The following is a 26921-nucleotide window of genomic DNA, read 5'->3' on the forward strand; positions in this document are numbered from 1 at the left end:
GAGCATATAGGTCAGATCATGCGGCTTGATCAACGTGGCGATTCGGCCCATTCGGGTGTCATGACCGGCCACCAGGACGATTTCAGCCATCTCGACCGCGCCGGCCGCGCCACGGCTGATATTGCGCGCAACCCTCGCTTGACGGTCAATGTCGTTGTCGGCGCCGGCATCGCGCTCGCCTGGTTGTCGCTGGCCGCGATGGCGATTCGCGGTGCCGAGGCCCGGGGCAGCGCGCCCGGCGACATTCTCCTGCGCGGCCTGCCACAGCTGCCGCTGCCCGATTTCCTGGAGCGGTTCTTCGCGCTCTGCCTGTCGCCGGCGCCGCTGGACGCAAGCATCGGGTTGCGCGCCCTGGCGCTTGTCCTGATGTGGTTCCTGATGGCGATCGCCGCGATGCTGCCGTCCGCGGCGCCAATGGTCCGCACCTATTGCGAGATCGCCGATACGGCCCGGATCAAGGGCGAGCCGGTCGTCCATCCGCTGGTGCTGGTTGCCGGCTATCTCGGCGTCTGGCTCGCCGCAGCGATGCTGTTTTCAGCACTGACGCTCTCCGTGCACACATTCGCCGCGTCCGGCGACATCTACGATCCGCTGCTTGGCATTGCCGGCGCGCTCGCATTGCTGGTTGCCGGCCTCTACCAGTTCAGCGGCCTCAAGGAGGCTTGCCTGAAGAAATGCCGCAACCCGTTCTCGATCCTGTTTTCGAACTGGAGCGTCAAACCGATCCGCGTCTTCCGGCTCGGCGTTGTGCAAGGCATATGGTGCCTCGGCTGCTGCTGGGCGCTGATGCTGGTGATGTTTGCCGTCGGCGTGATGAACATCTTCTGGATGGCGCTGATCGGCATGTTCACCCTGATTGAAAAACAGACGACGGGCAGTCTTCCAACCCGGCTGGCCGGTGCGATACTGCTTGTCTGGGCAGCCGCGCTGCTAGTAGTCTCGTTGTGAGTGGGGGAAATTCAATGACAGATCAGGGCTGGGCAATGAAAGGAGAGCTTGTACTCTCCTGCAATTGCACGGTTTTTTGCCCTTGCGTGCTGTCGCTTGGCAGTCACCCACCGACCGAGGGCTATTGCCAGACCTGGGCGGGTTTCCGTATCGACGCCGGTCATTTCGGCGAGGTCGACCTGTCCGGCCTCAACCTTGGGCTGATCATGGAAATCCCCGGTTATATGAGCCGCGGCAACTGGACAGCCGGCCTCTTCATCGACAAACGCGCCTCGGTCTACGCGGTCAAGGCATTGACGAAGATCTTCACCGGCAAGGCGGGCGGGACCACGTCGCTGCTGTCGATCCTGGTCGGAAAATTCCTGGGCGTCGAACAGGTGCCGATCACCTATGAGACGCGCGACAAGACGCGTATCTTCCAGATACCGAAGATCATCGACGGGGCGGTGACGCCAATCGCGGGCAAGGATCGCGAGAAGGATACGGTGATCACGAATTCGGAATACTGGATCGCACCGGAGATCATCGTGGCGAGGTCCGACAAGAGCAAGATGCGGGCCTTTGGCCGCAACTGGAATTTTGCCGGCCGCTCGGCCGAAATCTGCAAGTTGGATTGGCGGGGCCCGTGAGCAAGAACACAACGGCCAGGAATATGGCGGCCAGGAATATGGCAGCAAGGAAAGCCGCCAAGAAGCTCACCGATCGGATTCCGCGACCGAAGAAGAAAGTCACCTGGCCGCAGGCGAGGGCGTTCTCCGTCCATCTGCTGACAGCGTCAGGCTCGTTCCTTGCCTTCCTGTCGCTGGTGGCGGCGAGTGAGGAACGCTGGACGTCAATGTTCTGGTGGCTTGGACTGGCGCTGTTCGTCGACGGTATCGACGGGCCGATCGCCAGGAAGCTCGAGGTCAAGGAAATCCTGCCGACCTGGTCGGGAGAACTCCTCGACAACATCATTGACTACGTGACCTATGTGCTGATCCCGGCCTTCGCGCTCTACCAGCGCGGCTTCATGGGCGAGGGCCTGTCATTCCTGTCGGCGGCGATCATCGTCGTCTCCAGCGCGATCTATTATGCCGACACCGGCATGAAGACGAAGGAGAATTTCTTCAAGGGATTCCCGGTTGTCTGGAACATGGTGGTGTTCACGCTATTCGTCATCGAGCCGGGACAATGGGTCTCGTTCGCGGTGGTGGTGGTGGCCGGCATTCTGACGTTCGTCCCGATCAATTTCATTCATCCGGTGCGGGTGGTGCGCCTGCGGCGCATCAATCTCACAATGACGCTTTTGTGGTGCGCCTTCGGCGCGCTTGCGCTTGCACAGGCGGCACTTGCCGCCTTCTATGATCAGATCGGCGTGCTGGGCGAACAGGTCAGCACTTTCATCAAGATCGGCATCACCATCAGCGGGCTCTACCTCGCCTCTATCGGTGGCATGATGCAGTTCTTTCCAAATCTCGGCGCCAAAAAGGCCTGATCAGCCACTCCCACAGGAAGCTAATCCATGTCCAAAGCGATCCGCATCCACGCCCATGGCGGCCCGGAAGTTCTGACCTATGAGGACACCGATCCCGGCCAGCCGGGTTCCGGGCAGATCCTGGTCAAGCATACGGCGATCGGCCTCAACTTCATCGATGTCTATCATCGCTCCGGGCTCTATCCGCCGCCCGGCGGTTTTCCGCTCATTGCGGGCAGCGAAGCCGCCGGCGTGGTGCAAGAGGTCGGTGAGGGCGTCGACTGGCTGAAGCCGGGCGACCGGATCGCCTATCGACGAATGTCGGCGCCTATGCCGAGCAACGCGTCATCGCCGCCGACCGTGTGGTGAAGATTCCCGAAGGCATTAGCGACGAACAGGCCGCCGCGATGATGCTGAAAGGCATGACCGCCGAATATCTCTTGCGCCGGACCTTCAAGGTGAAGGCGGGCGACACGATCCTGTTCCATGCCGCGGCCGGCGGCGTCGGCCTCATTCTCGGCCAATGGGCGAAACATCTCGGCGCAACCGTCATTGGCACCGCAAGTTCGACCGACAAGATCGAGCTCGCCAAGGCGCACGGCTTCGACCATGTCATCAACTACAAGGAGCAGGATTTCGTCGCCGGCGTCGCTGCCATCACCGGCGGCAAAAAATGCGACGTCGTCTACGATTCGGTGGGTAACGACACTTTTCCGGCCTCGCTCGACTGTTTGAAGCCGCTCGGCATGTTCGTCAGCTTCGGCCAGTCTTCAGGGCCGATCCCGCCGTTCTCGATGTCACTGCTGGCACAGAAGGGCTCGCTGTTCGCGACCCGGCCGATGCTGTTCGTCTACAATGCAAAACGCGAGGACCTTGATGCCTCCGCGGCTGCCTTGTTCGAGGTGGTGCTCAGCGGCGCCGTCAAGATCAAGATCAACCAGCGCTATGCGCTGAAGGATGCGGGCAAGGCGCATGCCGACCTCGAGGGCCGCAGGACGACAGGGACGACCATTCTCATCCCTTAGTCCCGCCAGGCTTGCTATCCCTTGAATTTCCGCTGAAATTCTTGAAGCTCTTTCAAGACGCGTGCCGCTTTCCGTTGAGAGCCGGCGGCGCCTACCATGCTTGCGGGAACACAGAACATATCTGGCTAACCAGATGGGAGGCACTGTGAGTGCAGATCATGACGGGGCGAACCTGCTTGAGGTTCGTGGCCTGACCAAGATATTCGGCACGCTGACGGCGTGCGATCATATCGACCTCAACATCGCCAAGGGTGAAATCCACGCGCTGCTCGGCGAGAATGGCGCCGGCAAGTCGACGCTGGTCAAAATGCTGTTCGGCTCGCTGGAGCCCAATTCCGGCGAGATTTTCTGGAACGGCCAGGCGGTGCGGATCACCAGCCCGGGGGCTGCCAAGAAGCTCGGCATCGGCATGGTGTTCCAGCATTTTTCGTTGTTCGAGGCGCTGACCGCGGCCGAGAACATCGCGCTGTCCCTGGATGACGGCGCGCCGATCAGCAGCATCGCCGCGAAGGCGAGGGCGCTTTCCTTCAGCTACGGCCTGCCGCTCGATCCGGACTCGCTGGTCGGCGACCTGTCGGTCGGCGAGCGCCAGCGCATCGAGATCATCCGCTGCCTGCTGCAGACGCCGCAACTCATCATCCTGGATGAGCCGACCTCGGTGCTGACGCCGCAGGAAGCCGACAAGCTGTTCGAGACGCTGGAGCGGCTGCGCGCGGAAGGCAAATCGATCCTCTACATTTCGCACCGGCTCGAAGAGGTCAAACGCATCTGCGACCGGGCCACCGTGTTGCGGCATGGCAAGGTGGTTGGCCACTGCAATCCGCGCGAGGAGACAGCCTCATCGCTCGCCCGCATGATGGTCGGCAACGAAGTGCAGGCCGTGGTGCGTGCACCGGTCGAGGGGATCGAAACCGCGCAGCCGCTGCTCGAAATCCGCGGCCTCAGCCGCAAGCCGGCGACGCCGTTCTCCATTCCGCTCAAGAACATCAACCTCAATGTCCGCGCCGGCGAGGTGATCGGCATTGCCGGTGTCGCCGGCAATGGCCAGGGCGAGTTCTTCGAATCCGTCTCCGGCGAGGTGTTGCAGCAGGATGCCGCCTCCGTGCGCATCCGTGGCAAGGATGCGGGTGGCCTCACCATCACCGGACGGCGCCAGCTGGGTGCCGCCTTCGTGCCGGAAGAGCGCCTCGGCCATGGTGCAGCACCGCGCATGAAACTTTCGGAAAACCTTTTGCTGTCGCGCCATGCCACCGACGGCAAGGTTTTCGTCAGCAGCGGTGGGATAGTCAAGGCCGCCGCAATCTATGCCGCCTCGCAACGCATCATCGAGGCGATGGACGTGCGCAAGAGCGCGCCGGATCCGGAAGCGGCAGCACTTTCGGGCGGCAATCTGCAGAAATTCATCGTCGGCCGCGAACTCGACCGCCGCCCAAGCGTCATGGTGGTCAACCAGCCGACCTGGGGCGTCGATGCCGGTGCCGCCGCCCATATAAGGCAGGCGCTGATCGAACTGTCGCGCAGCGGATCGGCGGTGCTGGTGATCAGCCAGGATCTCGACGAGCTGTTCGAAATATCGGACGCGATCGCGGTCATGCACAATGGCGAATTGTCCAAGCCGATGCCGATCGCCGAGGCAACCTTCGAGAAGGTCGGTCTGCTGATGGGCGGCGCCGAGCCCGGCCACGCCGAACATACGCTGGAGACGGCATGATGCGCCTCGAACTCGTCAAACGCCCGCAGCGTTCCGTGCTGTTTTCGGCCCTGTCGCCGTTCATCGCCTTTGCGCTGACCATCATTGCCGGCGCGGTTCTGTTCGCGCTGCTCGGCGTCAATCCGCTGACCGCGTTCCGGATCTACTTCATCGAGCCGATCAGCCAGGTCTGGCAGTTGCATGAGCTGGCGATCAAGGCGGCGCCGCTGATCCTGATCGCGGTTGGCCTGTCGGTCTGTTACAAGGCCAACATCTGGAACATCGGCGCCGAGGGCCAGTTCGTCTTCGGCGCTATCTTCGGCTCCGCCATTCCGGTGCTGTTTCCGCAATTCGAAGGGCCGCTGGTGCTGCCGCTGATGCTTCTGCTCGGCATGGTCGGCGGTGCGGCCTATGCGGCAATCCCGGCGTTTCTGAAAACCCGGTTCAACACCAACGAGATCCTGACCAGCCTGATGCTGGTCTATGTCGCCCAGCTCTTCCTCGACTGGCTGGTGCGCGGCCCGTGGCGCGATCCGCAGGGCCATGGTTTCCCGCAGACGATCCAGTTCGGCGACTCGGCCGTGCTGCCGGAACTGATGCCGGATGCCGGACGCGCCAACTGGGGTTTTGTCTTTGCGCTGGTTGCCGCGGTGCTGGTCTGGATCCTGATGAGCCGCATGCTCAAGGGCTTCGAGGTCCGCGTGCTGGGCTCGAGCCCACGGGCAGGGCGCTTCGCCGGCTTTGGCCTCAACCGCATGGTGTTCTTCGCCTTCCTGCTGTCTGGCGCATTGGCTGGCCTTGCCGGCATCTCGGAAGTCTCTGGCGCCATCGGGCAGTTGCAGCCGGTGATCTCGCCCGGCTACGGCTTCACGGCTATCATCGTGGCGTTCCTTGGCCGCCTCAATCCGCTTGGCATCATCGCGGCGGGTCTGGTGCTGGCGCTGACCTATCTCGGCGGCGAGGCGGTGCAAAGCGCGCTCGGTATTTCCGACAAGGTGGCGAGGGTGTTCCAGGGCATGCTTTTGTTCTTTGTGCTCGGCTGCGACACGCTCATCCACTACCGCATCCGCCTGATCGGCCTGGCACTGACGAAACAAGAAGGCACGGCGAAGCTCGAAGCGGCGCCGAAGTTGAAGGAAGCCCGCTGATGGACATCACCGTCAACATCCTCCTGACCATCGCCACGGCAGCGACCCCGCTGCTGATCGCGGCGATCGGCGAACTGGTGGTCGAGCGCTCCGGCGTGCTCAATCTCGGCGTCGAAGGCATGATGATCATGGGTGCGGTCGGCGGCTTCGGCGCCGGCTACCTGACCGGCTCGCCCTGGATCGGCCTTTTGGCGGCAATCGTCATGGGCGCGCTGTTCTCGCTGCTGTTTGCCGTCATGACGCTGTCGCTGGCCACCAACCAGGTGGCGACCGGCCTGTCGCTGACGCTGCTCGGGCTCGGCCTCTCCGGTATGATCGGGACGAGCTTCGTCGGCCAGCCCGGTGTCAGACTGCCCAATCTCGACATTCCCGGCCTCAGTTCAATCCCGGTCGTGGGCAAGCTGCTGTTCGGCCAGGACCCGATCTTCTACATCTCGATCGCGCTGACGGCGGCCGTCATGTGGTTCCTGTTCAAGACACGAACCGGACTGACACTGCGCTCGATCGGCGACAGTCACACGTCGGCGCACGCGCTCGGCATCAAGGTCATCCGCTACCGTTATCTCTCGGTCATTTTCGGCGGCGCCTGTGCCGGTCTGGCCGGCGGCCATCTGTCGCTCGTCTACACGCCGCAATGGGTCGAGAACATGTCAGCGGGCCGCGGCTGGATCGCGCTGGCACTCGTGGTCTTCGCGTCGTGGCGGCCGTGGCGGGTGCTGGCCGGCGCCTACATCTTCGGCGCGGTGTGGATCGGCCAGCTTCATGCACAGGCTTTTGGCATTCCGGTGCCCTCGCAGATGCTTTCTTCTCTGCCCTATCTGGCAACCGTCGTGGTTCTCGTTCTAATCTCGCGCAACAAGCGTCTGACGATGATGAACACGCCGGCATCCCTGGGGCAGCCATTCGTTCCGGATCGTTGACAATAATAACAAACGGGAAGCTCCAAGGCTTAACACAGAGAGGTAACACAATGAAAAAACTGCTTATTGCCCTGATGACGACGACAGCGGCATTGTCGCTGGCCGCGTCCGCAGAGGCTGCCGACAAGTTGAAGGCCTGCTGGGTCTACACCGGCCCGATCGGCGATTTCGGCTATTCCTACCAGCACGACCAGGGCCGTCTCGAGGTCGAGAAGGCGCTCGGCGACAAGGTCGAGACCGCCTATCTGGAGAACGTCTCCGAAGGTCCCGATGCCGACCGCGCTTTCGAGCGCCTGGCACGCGAAGGCTGCAAGCTGATCTTCGGCACATCGTTCGGCTTCATGGACGCCGAAGTGAAGGTCGCCAAGAAATTTCCCAAAGTGATGTTCGAGCACGCCACCGGCTACAAGACCGGTGACAATCTCGGCATCTACAATGCACGCTTCTATGAAGGCCGCTACGTGCTCGGCCAGATCGCCGCCAAGGAATCGAAATCCGGCGTTGCCGGCTACATCGTCTCCTTCCCGATCCCGGAAGTGGTGATGGGCATCAACTCCTTCATGCTCGGCGCGCAGTCGATCAACCCGAACTTCAAGGCCAAGATTGTCTGGGTCAATTCGTGGTTCGATCCGGGCAAGGAAGCCGACGCCGCCAAGGCGCTGTTCGACCAGGGCGCCGACATCATCGTCCAGCACACCGATTCCACCGCTGCCCTGCAGGTGGCCGAGGAGCGCAAGCTGCACGGCTTCGGCCAGTCGTCCGACATGATCAAGTTCGCGCCGAACGCGCAGCTGACCTCGCTCACCGACGAATGGGGTCCGTACTACATCAGCCGGGTGCAGGCAGCCATCGACGGCACATGGAAGCCTGACAATGTCTGGCTCGGCATCAAGGACGGCGCGGTCAAGCTCGCGCCCTACACCAACATGCCCGACGACGTGAAGGCGATGGCCGAAGCGACCGAAAAGAAGATCGCCGGCGGCTGGAACCCCTTCACCGGACCGATCGCCAAGCAGGACGGCTCGGCATGGCTGAAGGACGGTGAAGTCGCCGATGACGGCACGCTGCTCGGCATGAACTTTTACGTCAAGGGCGTCGACGACAAGCTGCCGCAATAAGCGACACACCCGAATAGAAAAGGGCGCCGCGAGGCGCCCTTTTTCATTTGTCTGGAGAAGCTGCTTGAAGGCTCAGACAGCCGAACCATAGAGGTCATAGGCGTCGGCACGGTCGATCTTGACGGTGACGATGTCGCCTTGGCGCAGCGGACGGCGCGACTGGATGTGGACCGAGCCGTCGATCTCCGGCGCGTCGTATTTGGTGCGACCCTTGGCCGAGGTGCCATGGGCTTCGTCGATCAGCACCGGCAGGCGCTTGCCGACCTTCCTGGCCAGCTGCGTCGCCGAAATCTTCTGCTGGCGCTGCATGAAGCGGTGCCAGCGCGCTTCCTTGATCTCCTGCGGAACCTGCTCGAGGCCGAGGTCGTTGGAGCGCGCGCCCCGAACCGGTTCGTATTTGAAGCAGCCGGCACGGTCGATCTTGGCCTCGTCCAGCCAGTCGAGCAGCATCTCGAAATCCTCGTCCGTCTCGCCGGGAAAGCCGACGATGAAGGTCGAGCGGATCGCGAGATCCGGGCAGACGTCGCGCCAGCCGCGGATGCGTTCCAGCGTCTTTTCGCCATGCGCGGGGCGGCGCATGTTCTTCAGCACCTGCGGTGACGCATGCTGGAACGGGATATCGAGATAGGGAAGGATCTTGCCGTCGGCCATCAGCGGGATGACGTCGGCGACATGCGGGTAGGGGTAGACATAGTGCATGCGCACCCAGATGCCGAGCTTGCCCAGTTCCTCCGAAAGATCGAGGAGTTTCGCCCGCACTTCACGGTCGCCGAACATGGAGGTCTGGTACTGATGTCGATGCCGTAGGCGCTGGTGTCCTGCGAGATGACGAGCAGTTCCTTGACACCGGCCTTGGCCAGTTTCTCGGCTTCGCGCAGCACATCGGCGGCCGGGCGCGAGACAAGATCGCCACGCAGCGCGGGGATGATGCAGAAGGTGCAGCGGTTGTTGCAGCCTTCCGAAATCTTGAGATAGGCATAGTGGCGCGGCGTTAGCTTGACGCCCTGCGGCGGCAGCAGGTCGATGTAGGGGTCGTGCGAAGGAGGGGCGGCCTCATGCACGGCGGCCATCACGCTTTCATAGGCCTGCGGCCCGGTGATCGCCAGCACATTGGGATGCTTCTCGCGGATCACGTCCGGCTCTGCGCCCAGACAGCCGGTGACGATGACCCTGCCGTTTTCCGAAAGCGCGGAGCCGATGGCATTGAGCGACTCGTCGCGGGCCGAATCGAGGAAGCCGCAGGTGTTGACGACGACGAGATCGGCGCCGTCATGCTTGCGGGCGATCTCATAGCCTTCGGCGCGCAGGCGCGTGATGATGCGCTCGGAATCCACGAGCGCCTTCGGACATCCAAGGCTGACGAAACTGACGCGAGGGGCGGACATAGGCAAGTTTCCAATGGGGGCAAGGACCGAAACGCTGGTCCGGCCTCAAGTCGCTGTAAATGTCGGTCTGTGGCGCGTGGCAGGAGCCAATACGCGCGGCGCAATAGCATGGCTTCAGCAATCAAGCAAACCGGCCGCCAGGCCGGTCCGCGCCATCGGGATGGATCAATGCCCGCCCGACCCGAACCAGGGCGCCAGGAAAGCGAAGTGATCGGGGTACTGCTGCACGGCACCGTCCAGCAGCATTTTCACCGCAACGTAGAGAATGATCGCCAGGCCGAGATAGGCGATCCAGCGATATTTGTGCAGGAGGCGCGCGACGAACGAGGCAGCAAAGCCCATCAAGGCAATCGACAGGGCCAGTCCGACAATCAGAACCGTCGGATGGTTCATCGCCGCTCCCGCTACGGCAAGAACGTTGTCGAGCGACATCGAAACGTCGGCGATGACGATCTGCCAGGCAGCCTGCGAGAAGGTCTTGCTCGGCCCCTTGCCGCCGATGACACCGTCCTTGTCGAAATCACCATTCGACAGAGATTCGGTCGCGTCGCGCTCCTGTTCATGACTGACACGCAATTCGCGCCACATCTTCCAGCAGACCCACAACAGCAGCAGGCCGCCACCGATAAGCAGCATCGGTCCAATGGTGAGCAGCCATTGCGTGATCAAGGCGAAGAAAATGCGCAGCACGGTGGCAGCCGCGATGCCGACGAGAATGGCGCGCTGCCGTTGGCTTGCCGGCAGGCCAGCCGCGGCGAGGCCGATGACGATGGCATTGTCGCCCGCCAGAGCAAGGTCGATGGCTATGACCTGAAGAAGAGCCGATAGGCCCGTGGCAGTGAATATTTCCATAGATCTGGAAGCCCTTGCCTGTTCGCCGAGTGTTCGTCGCCGACTATCCAAACGGGCCTAAAGGCATGGTCCGCTGGCGTCAAGACGCTGCATCGGACAAGGTTGGGAAACCACTTTTGTTACAGTGGGATTACCGGGGGATTTTCAGTTCTCGCAGCTCGAACGCTTGCGCCGCTGCGGGTGTGGAAAAACTAGTCGTAGAGATTGTACTTCGCCCAGTCGGCTTCCGGGATCTCATCGCCGATCCGGTAGCGCAGCTGCAGGACTTCCATATGGTCCGGACCGGTCTGGCATTTGAATTTCAGCCGGTACCACTGTCCCTTGCTGCGGAACGCCGCACCAGGGCTCCTGATCGCATCGGCACTCATCTCGGGCGTCGCGAAGGCGTAGGCGACGACACGGTCGGCCTTGAAATTGCGGTCATCGTGGGTGATCCGGTCCAGGACTTCGGCATCGCAGCGCTGCTCGAGGCGTGTTTGCGGATCAAGTTTCATCAGGCCGTTGCGCAAGGCGTTGTCCATTGCGCTGGCCGGAAAAGCCAGCGTCAGGGACGCAATGGCTGTCATGCAGAGTGTCTTCATGGGCGGGACTAGCAGCATATTTTGTCTGAAAAATCAACCAAGAGGGCCGCTTCGTGCTCGGCAAGCCACCGCATTCAGGCGGTCGACGCAATCAAAATCTCGTGTCGGACATCATCGTGCGGGGTTTGCGGCCAACGGACCAGCGAGGCGCGGCCGGCATCGGTGAGATCGTAAAGGCCGCGATCGACGCGCGCGAACCAGCCATAGACATTATGCTGCAGGATTTTCGGCGCGATCGGCGTCAAGGCCTTCAGATCGCGCGGCCGTCTGGGTCCGTCAACCATCGCGGCGGCGCAGGTGAGGGCGCTTTGGCGGTAGGCGGTCATGATCGGATTGCGCGATCCTCCGCCGGCGACAGGATCGCCGCGGCGACGCTGGTGCTCGTCGACAAGACGGGAGCGCTTCCGCGCATTCTTGCGCGGCTCCGGCGCGGCGGGACTGACAAGCACTTCGACCTTGTCATTGGCGGTCACGCCAAGCACGCCGAAGCCAAGCCGACGGCAGAGATTGCGGAACCGGGCGTCGCTTTCACGCCCCTTGCCGCGTGCCGACATGCGCGCCGCCAGCCAGACTTCGTCGCAAGCGGCCGCACGGTCGACGCCTTGCAGCACGAGCTCCAGATTGAACTGCAGCTTCAATTCGCAGATGACGACGATCGGCGGCTCGCCCTCGCGCAGCGCGACGATGTCGCAGCCGCCAATCTCCCCCTTCACGACGAAGTCGAGACTTTCGAGAAACCGCTTCACCGGCGCATAGAGTGAGGTCTCGTTCATGCCGCAAGGCTTAGCCGATTCGGCGAGAAAAAGCCTTCGGGCTTCAGGGAGAGCGGCGCACCGATCCCTAGAGCGGTTCATCGTTTCTTGGAAACGCCGAACCGCTCTATCTTTTGTTTTGGCGCAATTCCGGACGGAAAACCGTTTCCCACTTTTCCTGGAATTGCTCAGGAATGAATTTTTCCGAGGAAGGCCAACAGCACGCTGTTGAACTGCTCGGGTCGTTGCAGCGGCGCGAAATGACCGACGCCAGGCAAGGTGATCAATTCCGACCCCGGGATACCGTGGGCCAGATAGGTCGCGTGTTCGTCTTTGATGAACTCGTCATGCTCGCTTTTGAACGATCGCCACGGGCACGCGCGTCCGCGCCAGATCGGCGGCGGAATAATTGGGTTCGGTCTTCATCATCAGGCCGACGGCTTTGACGAATGCGTCGAACTGGTCCGGCGTCGCCGACAGTTCGGCATAGTCCTTGGCATGCCGGCCGAAACACCGCTCGATAATTGGACTGGGCGCGAATTCCTTGGTGCCGCTCGGATCCATGTTGCAGCCGAAGAAGAAGACGCCCGTGACGCGGTCGGCGGCTTTCATGCCGAGGATCAGGGCAACGCAGGCGCCATCGCTCCAACCCACCACGGCCGCCTTTTTCAAATGCAGCGTGTCCATTACGGCGAGGACATCGGAAGCCATCAGTTCGTATTTGTAAGGCCGTTCGTCGCGGGTGCTGCGTCCGTGGCCACGGCTGTCGATCACCACGACCTGGTAGCGGTGCTTGATCAGCGCGGGAACCTGAAATCCCCAGTTGCCGCCATGACCGAGGCCGCCATGCAACAAGATCACGGGAGGGCCGGCGCCAAACGCGGCGTACCAGATTTTGCACCCTCATGCTCGACCTGGCCTTCGGCCCGCACGACCGGCAGGGGCGCTGCGCCATGCGCTTCGAATTTCCTGAGATCGTCGTCGCGATAGTCCATGCTGATAGAAAGCCTCGAGGCGAATGCGCAGGGCCTACAATTATTGCTGGTATCCGCCAGAACCAAGCCGCGACGGAAAGTCTGCTGCCATCAGGCGACACCGCCAATTTTGAGCGGCAAAAGACCCTGCGCTGTCGATGTCGCCGTCAGGCTTCGGTGCTCGGCACCACACGGGTTGATGGCTTCTCGCGGGGCAGGAGCGGATAGCTGACCTGCCCGAAATAGCCGGCGGGGATCGGATCATCGACGCCGTATTTTTCCGGCACCTTGTTGCCGGTGGCATTGTAGGTGCCGAACACCATGTCGAGGACAGGCAGCTGCCCGGCGAAGTTCTTGTCATAGGCTTCGCGCTGGTTGGCATGGTGCCAATGATGGAACTGCGGGCTGGCGATCAGCCACTTCAAGGGGCCGAACGGAATCCGCAGGTTCGAATGAACAAGCAGCGTGTGTCCAAAATAGAGTGACGAAAAGACGGCGATCGAGGCTTCGGAGAAGCCGAGGAAAAAGATCGGCGTCAGCGACATCGCCTTTGTGAGGATTGCGTCGACCGGGTGGGAGTGGAAGGCGCCGAGCCAGTCCAGCTCCTCGATGCCGTGGTGAACGGCGTGGAATTTCCAAAGCGCGGGGATTTCGTGGAAGGCCCGGTGCGTCCAATAGACGCCGATATCGGTGATCAGGATGATTTCCGCGACCTGCAGCCAGATGGGCTGGCCGCCGACGGCGTGCGCCATTGATTGCGGGACCAGGATTGCGGCGGCGTCGAGGGTGTTGGCCGCGATCAAAACGATGACCACTTTTATGATAAGGCCGTTGAACAGCACATAGATCAGATCGACACCCAGGCCCTTGCGGAGGGTCTTCTGGGGCCGTTCGTGGAACAGATGTTCGAACGGAATGAAGATCAACGCGGAGATCAACAGCGCCTTGATGCCAAATATATCCATTCGCCCGCCTCTGTTGCCTTGCCTTGGCCAGCACGCGCTCGCGCTTCGGCTTCCAGACAGAACCACATTTCTCCTTTCCAAAGGCTTGATGCCGGTCCCCCGGTCATGCTCACGGCCGAGGATGTGATCGAGATGCTTGCCTGGCTGTCACATCCGTGTCGCAACCGGGCGATATCTCAGTAATGCGCGGTCGACGAACGCAGCGTGTGCCGCGCGTCCTCCCAAGACCAACCCCTCCGGTTCCCTGCCGGTGGGGTTTTCTATTTTCAGATGCCATCTTGGCAGCCACGAACCGTCCTTGCTATTGTGGCTCTACGGTCAGCACAGGACACCCCGTCATGGACGCAAGTGAAATGAGTGCGATCGGCGACACCCTCATGAGGATCGTCACGCCCGACATGTCTCCCAAGCAGCTTGTCAAGGCAGCCCAGAAAGCGCACCCCAAGGCCTCGAAGAAGGACATAGCGAGAGCGGCCTTCTTTTCGATCATCGCAAATGCGGATCAGGATATCGGCAAGGCCAAGAACCTGCAGGCATTTGCCATCGCGGAGCGTACCCAGCCGTCCGAATAAGCAATCACGTTGCGCGGGCCCGTCACCGCCGCGCCACCACGCCGGCCGCAAGCGAGCGCGCGGTTCAAGAAGCTGCATGATCCAGGAGCTTGGTGGTCGGGTCGCGACGATGATCGGAATTGGCACGGTCGATGCCCTCAACGGTAATCGCGATCGTCCCGTTCTCGATCCTTGCTATCCAACCTTTTGCCTTGAGATACCAGAGATGAAACTCAAGATGTTCTCGCGGACAGCCTGACAATCTCTCAAGTTCCACATCGCCTATGCCAGGGTTGTTGACCTCTTTTCTGCGTTTTACATAAAGAAGCGCGAGCAGCCTGGCCTGGATAACGGCGTCACGCTCCATGCCTTTGGTGTTGCCGGCTTCCTCGGTCAGCTCCCGACGCAGACCCGCATGGTCCTGATACTGGATGTCGTACTGCGCGCGCTTGACTGGGTCTTTGAGCGTATTGTGCGCCTCTACGATTTCGCTGAAGCGAGCTTCGTCGCCAGTGTCCTGATTATCGGGATGGTAACGCATGGCAAAATAACGAAACACCCGTTCCAGGGTTTCGGAGTTGGCGTTTGGGCTAACTTCCAGAACTTCGTAGTAGTCAATGAACATCACGGCGCTCCCTCCAACGCAATCATATATTCGTATAATCTAAAATAATGAACATCCAATGGACAAGCAGAGAACCAAAGCGGTTACGTCAGACCATTGCTGCAACAGACAAGACTTTGGTCTGGCGTCGATGGTCGGCCACTGTATCGTGGGAGGAACAATGGCCGGAGCTCACTGGACGGGAGAGCGGGTCGATAGAGGCCAGTCGAGCGGACAATCGGGTCCGCTGCCTCACAGGTGACAGGCTTTTTATATGCCGGAGCCGTTTGGCGGAGGGAGTGTCTGTCTCCGCCTAATCCAAGGCGTTCCGAGAGCTTCCCATATCCCCGCCGAAACCCTTGCAAAGTATGCATTTGAGTGCTCATAGCGTCTAAGGGTGTCTTGCAAAGTCCCGGAGCAAGTTGTACGTAGACTTGTTCGCAGGGAGAGTTCGAATGCAAATCAACCGCCTGTCCGTCGCCGCCGTAAACGCAAAGACCAAGCCCGGCCTTTATGCCGACGGCATGGGCCTTTACCTCCAGGTTTCCTCCGGCGGCGCCAAGAGCTGGATCTTCCGCTACATGCTCGCCGGCCGGCCGCGCAAGATGGGCCTGGGCTCTGTCAACACCGTGACGCTGAAGCTGGCGCGGGAACGGGCAGGGGAGGCGCGGCTAAAGCTCCTCGATGCCGACGACCCGATCGAGCAGCGCAAGGCTGAGCGACTGGAGAAGCTGGCGGCGTCGGCAACCGTGCTGACCTTCAAGGAATCGGCCGAGGCCTATATCAAGGCGCATCGCTCGGGGTGGAAAAACATCAAGCATGCTGCTCAGTGGAAGGCCACGCTGGAGGCCTACGCTTATCCTCAGTTCGGGAGTTTCGCAGTCTCGCGCGTCGACACGGCGCTGGTGTTGAAGGCGCTGGAGGCCATCTGGACCACAAAGCCTGAGACCGCAACGCGGGTGCGGGGACGCATCGAGAGCATTCTCGATTGGGCGACGGCGCGCGGCTACCGCCAGGGAGAGAACCCGGCCCGGTGGCGGGGCCATCTCGACAAGTTGCTGCCGGCCCGCAGCAAGGTTGCCAAGGTGAAGCATCACGCCGCGCTGCCCTATCCAGAGATCGGCGAGTTCGTGAACACATTGCGGCCGATGGAAGGCGTCAGCCCCAAGGCGCTTGAGTTCGCCATCTTGACGGCCACTCGAACCGGCGAAGTCGTCGGCGCTCGCTGGAGTGAGATCGACACCGAGAACGCGCTGTGGACCATCCCCGGCGACCGCATGAAGGCCGGCAAGGAACACCGCGTTCCGCTGTCCGATCGCGCTCTCGAAATCCTCGAGAGCCTGCCGCGAGAGAAGGGCAACGCCGCCGTTTTCATCGGCGAGAAGGGCGGCAAGCCGCTTTCGAACATGGCGTTGCTGATGACGCTCCGCCGGATGGAACGCGCTGACCTGACCGCGCACGGCTTCCGCAGCACGTTCCGCGACTGGGCGGCCGAGCAGACGGCATACCCGAACGAGCTGCTTGAAATGGCGCTGGCGCACACTGTCAGCGACAAGACCGAAGCTGCCTATCGCCGCGGCGACATGATGGAGAAGCGCCGCCGGCTCATGCAGGATTGGGCCGATTTCTGCAGCGCGGTGAAGTCGGCGGCATCGGACAACGTGACACCGATCAGGAGTGCGGCCAATGTCTGAACACCCGATCGATGCAAAACTCCCCCGCGTCGGCGACAGAACCCAAAAAATTGATGGCGAGGTTCGGAACTCTCTCATAGGCGAGGAAGACCCAGCCGTTCTAGACGCCCACGCGCGCGTCCTATGGCAGCAATGGCAGGCGCTCGATGGAAAGCTGCCGGAGGCCGTGGAGGGCTATCACAAGACAACCGTGGAGGCTGCAGTCGTGCAGCTGACCGAGCAGTACGTCGAAGCGGAGGCGCCGATCCCCTATGAGTTGTCACGGCTGGTCCGGGCGATCATCGCGCCCAAAAGGGCTGCCAGCACATCGCCTGTCCGGGCAGGCAGCGAAGCGGCCTACTGGTCCGCAATCCTGTTCGAAGCGAAACCTGCAAAAAAGCCTGCGACGCTTTACGCGGTCGCGAAGCACCTATGCGATACTGGCGCGCTGCCGAATAACCGCGCCTCGTTGGATACCGCCAAGGTCACTGTGCGGGAATGGCAGAAGTTGCCGCACTACCAATCGAACGTTTGGCTCTACCGCCTCCTATTAGGGTGTTAAGCCAAACGCAATTCCACCCCATGCCGCGCGCACGAAGGTGTGATTTAGCTCCTGACGTCTTATTGGTTCTATCAGGAGCTTAAACATGGCTATCCAGAACATCCTCCGCCGGGACGCCGTAGAACGCACGACCGGCCTCCCCAGATCGACCCTCTATGCAAAAATAGCATCAGGCGAGTTTCCAAAGCCCGTCAAGCTCGGCGTCCGCGCCGTCGGCTGGCTTGAGAGCGATATCGCCGCTTGGCAGGAACGCTGCATTGTAGGTCGCGCCGCCTAAAACTAAACAGCCCGCGCTGATTTGCACGGGCTGGGATAGGATTTGAGAGCGGGGACCAATCTGCTCTGGGACAGAATTAATTCCTATCTTCGTCCAAGTCAAGATCGGCGCGGCCCTTCAAGGACCGATCGCCATGCACACACCCAAACCAACTCATTGGCTGAACGTAGCAACACGTGCCGCGTTCGGGGCCCTCGCAGGCTGGCTAGCAATACCTGCCGCGGCACATGCAATATACGCGGTGCAATCCCTGCTTGCCATTCTCCGGGCGGCGCTGCGATGACCGGGCGCCTCAACCGCACCGAGCGGCGCCGGGAAGCGGCGGCTTACCGGCTGCGCGTCAAGGAATTCGAAAGCAAAGGCCGGTGGTTCCCCGGCGGCCCTTTCCAGGCAACGCTGCATGTAGTGCGCCGGCAGGTGTTGCCTTTACTTATCATGGACGCTCACGAAGGCGACGCCGTCGCCCTGGCCGTCTGTGACGCCGTTGCAGGCTACCTGCGGCAGTGCAACGCGGTCGAGGCTGACGACCCTAGCTCCCGGCTCTGTATCGCCTGCGAAGAAGCTTTCGGCATCGGCGTCCCGCCTGAAGCCGTCATCGTTGCAGTGCCCGTCAAGGGTGGCCCTGCCGCTATCGGCACCGGCGTCTGCAAAGCCTGCATCGGACGTCTCAGCAATATCGAAATCGGCGAGGCATGGACGAAGAGCCTGAAGTGGCCCGGCCTGCGGATAACAGAGAGTGCATGACCATGAAGAACCTCGCCAAACACAAGCCGATCCGCGTCAGCGGCTGCGTTTACCTCAAGCCGGTAGGCAAGCGGCTCGAACGCGCGCCGGACGGCTCGATCGTGAAGACGACGTTGCTCGACGAGCGCGCCAACGCGGCCGAGACGATCAACAAAGACTTCGCAACGGCCACCGAGCTGTTCAACCAGACCACGCACGCCGACGCGCACACGATGTTCTTCTCAGGCACGTACGCGCCTGACGTGGAAGGCGCGAAGCTTCTCCCCCGAAAGGCGGGGCCCGCTGCAAGAGCTTACTACGGTCCCGAGACGCCGGTCGTGGCCGCGACGACGGACTATATTGCTTTTCGCGAAGGGCCTGGCGTGCTGCGTATCGACGTAGACCACAAGTCGCAGCCGGAACTCGCAGCGGTCTACCCGGACGCAGAACCGTTCCGTCTGGAAACGCACGACGAGGTTTCGGCAGCGATTGCTAAAATCCTGCCTGAGGCGAACGGGTGTCCGGTCTTGGTCCGCGCCAGCGCTTCCAGCATGGTCGTCGACGAGAGCGGCGAATTGGTGAAGGGGCCCGGCGGCTGGCGGGTCTACATCCCGGTCGACGACGCTCGCGAAATACCGCGCCTCCTTGACGTCTTGCACCTGCGTTGCTGGGCTCAGTGCGTTTACCGCTTTGCCTTCTTGTCGGACGGCGGCTCGATGCTCTTTCGCAGCATTGCCGACCAGGCTATGGCGCGCGCCACGCAGCCAGACTATCCGCGCGCCGACCTCGGCCCGGGCCTGAAGAGGGCGGGTGATGCGGATGTTGTGTACGACGACGACGGTCCTCTCCTGGTCGCCGCGTCGGTGCTTATCAGCGATGAGGATCGCAAGCTCGCCAGCGCGAACATGGACAAAGCGCGGCAGGCTCTCACGCCGCAGAAAGAGAAGCTCATCGCGGGGCGCATTCGCGAGCACACGGGCGTCTTGATGGCCAAGGGCGTCGCGAGGGAGGCGGCCGAACGCGCCGCGGGCAAGCGGTTCGAGGCGGGCGCGTTGATCGGTTCGGATGACGTCGTTCTCGACGACGGCACGGTTGTTTCCGTCGAAACTTTGCTGAGCGATCAAGGCGGGGATTACGATGGGCGGATCTGCTTCGACCCTGTCGAGCCGGACTACGATGGCGGGCGTGCCGTCGGCAAGATCTTCCTGAACGACGGGATGAAGCCTGTCATCCATAGCTTTGCGCACGGTTCGAAGGTTTACCAGCTGAGGCACGACAATGAGACCGCGACGCGTGCGATCAGCGCGGCTGGCAACCGAAGCGACGCCGTTACGCGCATCTTGGCCCTCTCCGACGTCGGGCCTGTAGAGTTTGCGCAGCGCGAGAAGCAGGCCGCGCAGGCTTTGGGCCTCGGAAACGAGAGGAAGGCGCTCAGAGAGGGCGTCGCGCTGTGTCTGTCGCGGATGAAAGACCATGCGGGCGAGCAGAACGACGGAGAGCTCCGTGCGGAGCTGTGCTCGCCCTCCGAGCCGCTCAAGGTCGCGCAGCAGTACGTGGCCGCGCATTGCGCCTACCAGGGCGACGCCGTTCAACTGACCTTGCGTCGGTGGCGCGGGTCGTGGTGGGGTTGGCTGGGGTCGCATTGGGCCGAAGTCAGCGAAGAGACCCTCGACAAGCGCCTGTACGAGTTCACCATCGACGCAACGTACGACACCTCGAAAGGCCCGGCGTTGTGGATGCCGGATCGCCACAAGCTCGCCAATCTCAAGCACGCGCTGCAAGCGGTATTGCTTATCGAGGATGAGGTGGAGTCGCCTAGTTGGGCGGACGGCCGCACGACCGGTACGCTGGTCGCTTGCGCCAACGGCTTGCTCGACATCCGGACACGCGAATTGATGCCTCACTCGCCGCTCTACTTCAATTTGGTGCACACACCCATCGTGTACGATGCGTCGGCCACATGTCCGGTGTTTGCGAACTTCGAGCGCTCCTTGTGGCCGACCGACGACGGAACGTCGCGGACGGTGCGGCAGATGCTCGGCTACCTGGTTTCAGGCCGCACAGATCTACAGAGCGTCTTCGGCCTCATCGGCGCCTCGCGCGGCGGTAAAAGCACCATCTCGTGGCTGGCTGCTCAGCTTCTGGGCGCAAGCGCCACGCCGCTGTCGCAAGCCGATCTCGGCGAGATGTTTGGAACGGAGCACCTGATAGGCAAGTCGCTGGCGATCATCGCTGACACCCGCACGGCGGGCAAGAACACGCAGACAGTGGTGGAACGACTACTGAGCATTAGCGGCGAGGATGGCATCGCGGTGGCCCGCAAGAACAAGAAGGCGTGGACCGGGCGCCTGAGCACGCGCATCATGTGGCTGTCGAACGAGATCCCGTATCTGGGCGATGCCTCGACGGCGGTAGCAGGCCGCTTCATCCTGATGATGTTCTCCGTGTCGTTTAAAGGTCGCGAGGATCTGGAGCTAAAGAACAAGCTGAGCCCTGAGCTGCCCGGCATCCTGAACGCCGCTCTCGACGGTTTGGCCGATCTCGAGAAGGAAGGTCGCTTCACACAATCCGCGACCGCGCTGGAAGGTGTCAGGAACATCGCCGCCTTGTCGTCGGTGGAAGACGTGTTCATCTCGGAGATGTGCGAAACGGGTGTCGGTTTCCGCGTCGGTAAGCAAACTCTTTACCGGCTCTATCAGCAGTGGCGGCAAGACCGGGGCTACAAGTCCGTCGATGCTTCCGTGTTCGCACGCAACCTATACGCGATACGCCCTGGTGCCATCAGCACTATCCGCACCGCAGCGGAAGGTGCGCGGGAGTACTGTTTCAAAGGGATCAAGATGCGTGACAGCGAGTACAACAGCGCCGCCGCCCGAGCGTGGGCTCGCGGTTTGGAGGAGGTACCCCAGACCTCCGACCCGGTCCCGACATCAGACGGGTCCGGGGTTGAAGGCGCCAACGCGACGCCGGTGTCGTTTGGCGGTCGCTCCCGACCGGCTAGGGGCGCGTGATGGCGTCCGGGTCGTGGTTTTCCAGGTCTGGGCGGGTCGGGGTTACGTCTGGGGTCGAAAAACCCGTGAAACCCTTATTTTCCAAGGCGGGGTCCGGGGTGGTCTGGGGTCTCAGTTATTAATTCTCTATAAGAGAGACAATATGAATAAGCTAAAAAGAGATATAATTCAGAGCCAAGCGGCAGCGACTTGCAGTGACCCCGGACCCGACGTCGCGACGCACCGCTCCGCCATCCGCAGAAGGTGTAAGATGAAAGCCGGGACGCTGGACGAGCTTCTCGGCCAATTCGAGAGGCAACTGTTGCTATGCGACGCACCGGCGGCGGCGGCCAAACCTCCCGCCAGCACGCCCGACGCAGAACTCAGGCTGCTACTGGATGAGGTCGAAAAGCGGCTTGGGCCGGCAGTCGTTAAACCGCGAAGACTATAAGGCGAGCGAAAGAATGGTCACGCGTCCTAGGCCACCACCGGCACCTCAAACGGCATGTTATGTCCGAACGGATATAACACCCCCTACCGAACCACCGGTGCCGCAAACGTCACCGCCAACGTTACCGCGAGCACGGCAAACAAACCGTAATGTCGGTGCGAAAATAGCACACCCAAAAGGCGCGCGCGTCGCGCGCGCCCCCGTGCGCGAGACTTCGAGGCCCGGAAACAGGACCGGGAAGGGGTACTTCACTGCTGGTAATCCCGGTAAACTTACCAGATACCGATCTGAAATCGCCGTACCGCTTGCCGAGGCCGGCATGACGCAGGCAGCGATAGCGGCCGAGGTAGGCTGCGACACGCGAACGGTTGAGCGATGGCGCGCCAAGTACCCTGAGTTTCGCGCTGGGCTCGTGCGGGGAATACGGGCGCGTGCAGCCTCCCAGGCTGCCGAAGCCCGGAGACCGGCACGCGAGGCCGCCTTGTCGTTGAAAGAACTAGTCGACGAACTCCTGGCTGAGGCCGCCTGCAGCCGCGTGCATTCTTTAGGCGTGCACACTACCCCAGAACGCACGGATGGCGCCCCCTCCACGGCAGCAAGTCGCCTCCAGGAGCGCCTCCAGGCCCGCGCCGTCCGAGGCCAGTCTGTAGGACTTGAAGAGCCGCAAGGCTGGGAGGATGAAAGTGCCGGCGACCCTCTGCCGATGGATGATCCCCGGGATAATTGGTGACCTTTGTGCCCGCCTCCGGGCTCAAGGCATCGGTTATGCGGAGGGCATGTCCGCCAAGACCGCATGGTGCTTAGGCTACAAGCAGCGATCCTTGCCAGTTACGTACAAATCAGCGTACAATGCGAAGGCAATTTGGAGCTTAACTCATGCCCGCAACCATCGCCCTGGCAGCCCCACAAAACGACCGCAGCACAAACTGAATGGCTGTCATCGTGAAAAACGTCGCCCAGGTCGTCCCGCAGCCGGGCGCTGCTGACAAGACGCTTGACGACGGACGTTCCCCCGGCGGCAAGCCCGCCGATGCCTTGGCCGAACATGCCGCGCGGTGGTTCACCCAGGACCTCGCCCGCATTGCCGCTTACCTCGCAACCAGACGAAGAGTGACATCATGAACGCCAGGACCACCGAAGCCGGGGCCGACGCAGAAGAGCGAGCCGTTTTCGCTCGTTTTCAGGAAAGCAAAAGCGGGGGCCTTGCCGACAATTCGGCCGCCGCCGGCGCGGGAGCGCCTGCGCAGCCGGCTGATGGCGATCAGCGCGGCATATCGGGGCCTATCGAGCAGCCCTCGACCGAATTCAAGACCTACGGCCCGGGCGAGGTGACCCCGCTGGACGAGCTGCTGCGGCCGGCCGAGACCACGCCGGCCGTGGACGCCACAGCGTTGGCTGATGAGGTGGCGCGGCGGCAGGCCGTGGTCGACCGGCTCGAAACCGACGTCGCGAAAACAAGACAGCGCCTCGCAGAGCTGGACGGCAGCCGGGCAGATGTCGTTCTGAACGGTGGCGATCTCGATGCGCTGCACAACGGGCTGCGAGACGCCGAGCAGTTGGTCAAGACCCTTGAAGCGGGGCTTACGCCCGCGCGCGCCATGCTTGCGAAGGCCCAGGCCGCCGTAGGCAAGGCGGCGCTGGAGACGCAAGCCGCGGCGGTCAAGGCCGAGCACCAGGCAGCCGCCGCCGAAGCGATGATGACCATGTACAAGCTGCTGGCCGGCGTTTGTCACAGCGCAACCGTGCTCGAGGAGCACGCGCTTGCCATCGAGGGGATGAACCAGCAGGCGCTGGGAAACGACCGCCGCGACCTGGTCATCGACATGGACATCCTGCGCCGCGCCGTGCTCGACACAATCGGCACCCGGCATGCCAGCATCGTGGTTCCTGTCCGGACTGGCGAGTCCGACGAGGCGTTCGAAGCCAGGCTATGGTCCGTGGTTGCCTCGAATGCCGGGGTCGCACCGAACGGCAAGAAAGAGCGCGGCACGACCGTGAGCTCGGCTGTGCTCGCCGAATGCAGCGCCATGCATGTCGAGCGGCGAGCGAACGAGGGTGACGATGGCTACAGCGCTCGCCGGTGGGCCGCAGTGGCCGGCGCCCTGCGTCTGCAGCTGACCGACGGCGAGAACGAGGCCGACCACCGCGACCGGTTGCGCTACGCGCTGGCGAGGCGGCTTAACGTCGATCGCAAAGGCGAGAGTGACGAGGCCTACCACCTCCGGCTTGCAAACGCCCATAGCGCGCTTGTGACGGCGCGCGAGCAATCGGATCCGCTCCGGGCGGTCGGCGAAAAAGCCCTTGCCGTCATCAAGCGGCATGCCCTCGGTCTCGAAAAGATCGCGCTTCATCGCCAACACGCGGAAGTACGAGAACTCCGTCCGATGTCCGGCGACACCGACCTCATGCGGCGCTACGGCCGCCGGAGCGACTGAATGATTGGCCGCCGGAGCTAACCCTCGTTCCTGAGAGGAACTACCATGGCAAGCGTAACCATCAGCATCCCCAACATCGGCATTGCCGCCCGCACGGCCGCGCCCGGCGCTCTACAGGCCGCGGTCAAGGCCGCAATGGACAGTGCCGAGGCTCAGCGTCGAGCGGGCGCTTCCGGGGTCCAGGACGCTATCAAGGCCGCAACTGACAACATCGAAACCCAGCGTCGGGCGGGCTGACCCCCATCGCTGCCTTGCTCAACGGGGACAAACTTCCCCGCCGCGGTCATGCAGTTCCCGGTCAGCAACCGAAGTAGCCGCGCTCGCGCAAGAAACCAGGAGCGGGGACTGTCGGGTCTTGTTCAGCAGAGTTTTATTAGAGATAACTGTCAACGCGGCTCGTCAACGCCAATCGACGCGCTGACCGACATCTTTGAGAACCGCGCGAATTTGGCTAGGAAACATTATGCTTAGAGTACTCGCGCTTGGTATTGCTGTTGCTATCTCCGGCTGCGCGAACTGGGATGCACATCAAAGCACCGAAGCGGCACTTTATGTCGGCAAACCAATCGATGCGCTCTACGACGAGTACGGAGTGCCCGTTGGCATCGCTCCTACCAGCGACGGTGGAAAATTCTTGGAATTTGAGGGACGGAAGCGCGGCTATCTCTGCACAGCCAAAGTTACAACCGATAGCCGAGGCATCATCACAAAGATCAAAACCGGCGGCCAAAACGGTTGTATAATGCCAATCTAATATCATTTACTGCTGCTATAGCCCCTGACGCGGCGCCAGCCCTAAAATGGTCGCTGCCTGGCTGGCGGACCGTGATGGCGCGCGGCCCATCCGACAAGCTAGTAGAGCAGGTCAATGTCACCGAAAGGTGTGTTGGCGAAACCCTGGCACAAGCCTTATCTGATAACAGGGATCCTACCGTGCGAGGCGCGTGAATTCTGTCGAAACTGCCTTTTTCGGCGCGCAGATTGCGTTACAAACACGACGTGAAGCCTATCGGGGAGGAGTCCAGAGGTGCCTAGGAGCTACGGTAAGCCTCCTATAACAGAAGCGGTGATTGATTTCCGCGTCAATGGTTCGGCCAAAATGGAGGATCTGGAGCGTCTATCGCAGAAGTTGCATAGTCGTTATCCCACCAAACAGGGTATCCATGACATCGAGATCCTGGTGGGCGCTCAGAAGCCTGTTGATATGACCCCTGCCGGCTACCGTCTCACGTCGTTAGATCAAGCTGATGTCTGTGTTTTGAATATCGGCGGAATAACGACGTCGAGATCGGCACCCTACTTGGGTTGGGAAAGCCTTGAGCATTCCATGCTGGCAAACTGGAAGGCGTGGAGAAAAATTGCGGGGCTCGCAGTTCTATCAAGGATCGGTGTGAGGTTCATCAACAGGATCGACGTTCCCATTGATCAGGTTGATAAAGTACCGATCACTGACTACATCCGCCTTCGTATCGAATTTCCAAACGTGTCTGATGCGCCTTGGAGTGGGTTCTCCACTCAGCTGTCTACAGCTTCCAGGAAACCCCATTGGAACGTGAACTTAGGTGCTGGACTGGTAAACCCGCCACCCTTGCTCGGGTATGTTTCGCTCTTGCTTGACGTTGATGTATGGCGGAGCCAGGAGATACCAGCTGCCGCCAAGGGCCAGGAAGCTCTATTGACAGAAGCCAGAGAATTAAAGAATGAATTATTTGAACAATTTGTGACCGATAGGAGCCGTGAGCTGTTTCGATGAATGCGGTTGTCTCAATTAAAGGTTCCAATTCTTCACCCACGCACCAAGGGTTGCAGCAATCGGTTGCGGCGGGGGTGTCATACAATACGTTATCACTTTCCACTCAACGTGACTCTGGTTCACCTAAGCCTGTCAGAAAGCAGCATCTTGAGTTTTTGAACCAAGCAGGCGACCTAGAGGGAAAGCTTTTCAATTCGAGAGCGGCGTTCAAAATTGAAGTCGCCACAATTGCTATGCACTTAGATGGTGATTGGCGCTCAAAGCTTTTCGGCCAGATCGATCATCTACTGGACAAAGACGAGTGGGATCCCGATGACATTCCGGTGACCCAGCGCGCCTCCACCACCTTTCTTCGGATGATACTTTTCTGCGTCCATCACGGCGCCCCGGTCTGGGTGCAACCCAGTATGGAAGTTTGGTTGCGTCGTGGAGCAACGACAAAAACCGCCTCACGAGCCGGGGGACAGGGTCCGCTGGATAGTCACTTCTACAAGAGATGGCGAGCCAGAGTCTGCCTCGGGATCGACGGTAGTGTCCCGACTGCCTGCGGTCCTATTGCCGTACGAGCCAGCCCAATGGTTCAACCCAATGGGCAACCCCAAATGACGAATGCCATTGACGAGGCGCATCACCTAGTTCGCTACGTCGCATGGTCAAAACTCCGGAGAGTTGTTTTGGAAGACGGGTCAGAGAAAGTTGAGGGCCCGGCCTACAATGCCTTTTCGCTTCGGCCCGAGGAGGAATACCTCTCGACCAATTGGCTTGAGTTCTATTCGGGTGATCGAGCCAGTCAGATGCTCGAAACCGTGCGATTGACGCGGAAGGTAAGAGACGTTGGGAAAAAAAGCGCCTTTGCATATGGCGTTGCCGGAGAAATCAGAAAGACGTGTGAAAAGCGAAAGCATCAAATCAGGATCGTGCATGCGGCAGATGGAGACAATATTTCGCATGCTGAGGTGAGGCGATTCCCGCATGACGACGTCGAGCTGGAAGAAATGCTGTCCGCGTCATCGTGGTCCGCATTCGCGCTCAACACGGATTTCCCCGCCTAGAGTCGCCGCATATGGCAAGAAGAGCAAAGGCCACACGCG

At 61.3% G+C, this 26921-nt stretch carries 25 protein-coding genes and 3 pseudogenes; 21 read left to right on the forward strand and 7 right to left on the reverse strand.

Annotated features, from left to right (window positions below; all coding sequences use genetic code 11):
* Positions 1-18 precede the first annotated feature (18 nt).
* From AC0V7N_RS24020 to AC0V7N_RS24055, 8 genes and pseudogenes are all read left to right on the forward strand, one after another.
* Positions 19-948, forward strand: a complete 930-nt coding sequence (locus AC0V7N_RS24020) for a DUF2182 domain-containing protein (protein WP_475450804.1) — start codon at positions 19-21, stop codon at positions 946-948.
* A 14-nt stretch (positions 949-962) separates the two neighbouring features.
* Positions 963-1577: a DUF1326 domain-containing protein gene (locus tag AC0V7N_RS24025; RefSeq protein ID WP_027045083.1), complete on the forward strand. Its 615-nt coding sequence runs from the start codon at positions 963-965 to the stop codon at positions 1575-1577.
* 38 nt (positions 1578-1615) lie between these two features.
* Positions 1616-2422 carry a phosphatidylcholine synthase gene (gene pcsA / locus AC0V7N_RS24030; RefSeq protein WP_475460465.1) on the forward strand — a complete coding sequence of 269 codons (807 nt, stop codon included), beginning with the start codon at positions 1616-1618 and terminating at the stop codon, positions 2420-2422.
* 27 nt (positions 2423-2449) lie between these two features.
* Positions 2450-3426: pseudogene (locus AC0V7N_RS24035) on the forward strand (quinone oxidoreductase family protein).
* 133 nt (positions 3427-3559) lie between these two features.
* Positions 3560-5137, forward strand: a complete 1578-nt coding sequence (locus AC0V7N_RS24040) for an ABC transporter ATP-binding protein (protein WP_475450806.1) — start codon at positions 3560-3562, stop codon at positions 5135-5137.
* Positions 5134-6264, forward strand: coding sequence for an ABC transporter permease (locus tag AC0V7N_RS24045; protein ID WP_475450807.1), 1131 nt, complete (start codon positions 5134-5136; stop codon positions 6262-6264). Before AC0V7N_RS24040 ends, AC0V7N_RS24045 begins: the two co-directional genes overlap by 4 nt.
* A complete protein-coding gene (locus AC0V7N_RS24050; RefSeq protein WP_475450808.1) occupies positions 6264-7184 on the forward strand; it encodes an ABC transporter permease in 921 nt (306 codons plus the stop codon). The genes AC0V7N_RS24045 and AC0V7N_RS24050 overlap by 1 nt, the downstream gene beginning before the upstream one ends.
* Positions 7185-7234: 50 nt before the next feature.
* Complete coding sequence (locus AC0V7N_RS24055) at positions 7235-8302, forward strand: BMP family ABC transporter substrate-binding protein (protein ID WP_069092151.1); 1068 nt, start codon at positions 7235-7237, stop codon at positions 8300-8302.
* A gap of 72 nt (positions 8303-8374) precedes the next feature.
* Here the strand turns inward: AC0V7N_RS24055 and rimO are convergent.
* The 6 genes and pseudogenes from rimO to AC0V7N_RS24085 all read right to left on the reverse strand — a co-directional run bounded on the left by rimO (position 8375) and on the right by AC0V7N_RS24085 (position 13811).
* Positions 8375-9687 (reverse strand): annotated as a pseudogene (gene rimO, locus AC0V7N_RS24060) (30S ribosomal protein S12 methylthiotransferase RimO).
* A gap of 165 nt (positions 9688-9852) precedes the next feature.
* Complete coding sequence (locus AC0V7N_RS24065; RefSeq protein ID WP_475450809.1) at positions 9853-10539, reverse strand: TerC family protein; 687 nt, start codon at positions 10537-10539, stop codon at positions 9853-9855.
* Positions 10540-10730: 191 nt separating this feature from the next.
* Positions 10731-11138 carry a DUF930 domain-containing protein gene (locus AC0V7N_RS24070; protein WP_475450810.1) on the reverse strand — a complete coding sequence of 136 codons (408 nt, stop codon included), beginning with the start codon at positions 11136-11138 and terminating at the stop codon, positions 10731-10733.
* 56 nt (positions 11139-11194) lie between these two features.
* On the reverse strand, positions 11195-11893 hold the full coding sequence (locus AC0V7N_RS24075) for a DUF2161 domain-containing phosphodiesterase (RefSeq protein WP_475450811.1): 699 nt from the start codon (positions 11891-11893) through the stop codon (positions 11195-11197).
* Positions 11894-12060: 167 nt separating this feature from the next.
* Positions 12061-12867 (reverse strand): annotated as a pseudogene (locus AC0V7N_RS24080) (alpha/beta fold hydrolase).
* Positions 12868-13013: 146 nt separating this feature from the next.
* Positions 13014-13811, reverse strand: a complete 798-nt coding sequence (locus AC0V7N_RS24085) for a sterol desaturase family protein (protein ID WP_475450812.1) — start codon at positions 13809-13811, stop codon at positions 13014-13016.
* A gap of 338 nt (positions 13812-14149) precedes the next feature.
* On the opposite strand from AC0V7N_RS24085, the gene AC0V7N_RS24090 reads away from it, so the two are divergent.
* Positions 14150-14383 (forward strand): hypothetical protein, encoded by a 234-nt coding sequence (locus AC0V7N_RS24090; protein ID WP_475450813.1) that lies wholly within the window; start codon positions 14150-14152, stop codon positions 14381-14383.
* Positions 14384-14447: 64 nt separating this feature from the next.
* Here the strand turns inward: AC0V7N_RS24090 and AC0V7N_RS24095 are convergent, their stop codons facing one another.
* Positions 14448-14987: a DnaJ domain-containing protein gene (locus AC0V7N_RS24095; protein WP_475450814.1), complete on the reverse strand. Its 540-nt coding sequence runs from the start codon at positions 14985-14987 to the stop codon at positions 14448-14450.
* A 434-nt stretch (positions 14988-15421) separates the two neighbouring features.
* On the opposite strand from AC0V7N_RS24095, the gene AC0V7N_RS24100 reads away from it, so the two are divergent.
* From AC0V7N_RS24100 to AC0V7N_RS24155, 12 genes are all read left to right on the forward strand, one after another.
* Complete coding sequence (locus AC0V7N_RS24100; protein ID WP_475450815.1) at positions 15422-16660, forward strand: tyrosine-type recombinase/integrase; 1239 nt, start codon at positions 15422-15424, stop codon at positions 16658-16660.
* Positions 16653-17201, forward strand: coding sequence for a hypothetical protein (locus AC0V7N_RS24105; RefSeq protein ID WP_475450816.1), 549 nt, complete (start codon positions 16653-16655; stop codon positions 17199-17201). The genes AC0V7N_RS24100 and AC0V7N_RS24105 overlap by 8 nt, the downstream gene beginning before the upstream one ends.
* A gap of 85 nt (positions 17202-17286) precedes the next feature.
* Positions 17287-17478 carry a helix-turn-helix transcriptional regulator gene (locus AC0V7N_RS24110; RefSeq protein WP_475450817.1) on the forward strand — a complete coding sequence of 64 codons (192 nt, stop codon included), beginning with the start codon at positions 17287-17289 and terminating at the stop codon, positions 17476-17478.
* Positions 17479-17757: 279 nt separating this feature from the next.
* Positions 17758-18222, forward strand: a complete 465-nt coding sequence (locus AC0V7N_RS24115; RefSeq protein ID WP_496627305.1) for a hypothetical protein — start codon at positions 17758-17760, stop codon at positions 18220-18222.
* The gene (locus AC0V7N_RS24120; protein ID WP_496627306.1) at positions 18219-21212 is read left to right on the forward strand and encodes a phage/plasmid primase, P4 family; all 2994 of its coding nucleotides are present in this window, start codon (positions 18219-18221) and stop codon (positions 21210-21212) included. Before AC0V7N_RS24115 ends, AC0V7N_RS24120 begins: the two co-directional genes overlap by 4 nt.
* A gap of 443 nt (positions 21213-21655) precedes the next feature.
* Entirely contained in the window at positions 21656-22372 is a 717-nt protein-coding gene (locus AC0V7N_RS24125; protein WP_496628022.1) for a helix-turn-helix domain-containing protein, read from the forward strand.
* A 200-nt stretch (positions 22373-22572) separates the two neighbouring features.
* Positions 22573-22764: a hypothetical protein gene (locus AC0V7N_RS24130; protein ID WP_475450821.1), complete on the forward strand. Its 192-nt coding sequence runs from the start codon at positions 22573-22575 to the stop codon at positions 22762-22764.
* Positions 22761-24077, forward strand: a complete 1317-nt coding sequence (locus AC0V7N_RS24135; RefSeq protein ID WP_496627307.1) for a hypothetical protein — start codon at positions 22761-22763, stop codon at positions 24075-24077. The genes AC0V7N_RS24130 and AC0V7N_RS24135 overlap by 4 nt, the downstream gene beginning before the upstream one ends.
* A 45-nt stretch (positions 24078-24122) precedes the next feature.
* Positions 24123-24314, forward strand: coding sequence for a hypothetical protein (locus AC0V7N_RS24140; RefSeq protein ID WP_475450823.1), 192 nt, complete (start codon positions 24123-24125; stop codon positions 24312-24314).
* 226 nt (positions 24315-24540) lie between these two features.
* Complete coding sequence (locus AC0V7N_RS24145) at positions 24541-24831, forward strand: hypothetical protein (protein WP_496627308.1); 291 nt, start codon at positions 24541-24543, stop codon at positions 24829-24831.
* Between the two features lie 273 nt (positions 24832-25104).
* Positions 25105-25830 carry a TIGR04255 family protein gene (locus tag AC0V7N_RS24150; protein ID WP_496627309.1) on the forward strand — a complete coding sequence of 242 codons (726 nt, stop codon included), beginning with the start codon at positions 25105-25107 and terminating at the stop codon, positions 25828-25830.
* Entirely contained in the window at positions 25827-26882 is a 1056-nt protein-coding gene (locus tag AC0V7N_RS24155; protein WP_496627310.1) for a hypothetical protein, read from the forward strand. Before AC0V7N_RS24150 ends, AC0V7N_RS24155 begins: the two co-directional genes overlap by 4 nt.
* Positions 26883-26921 lie beyond the last annotated feature (39 nt).

This window comes from Mesorhizobium kamtschaticum, assembly GCF_056174585.1.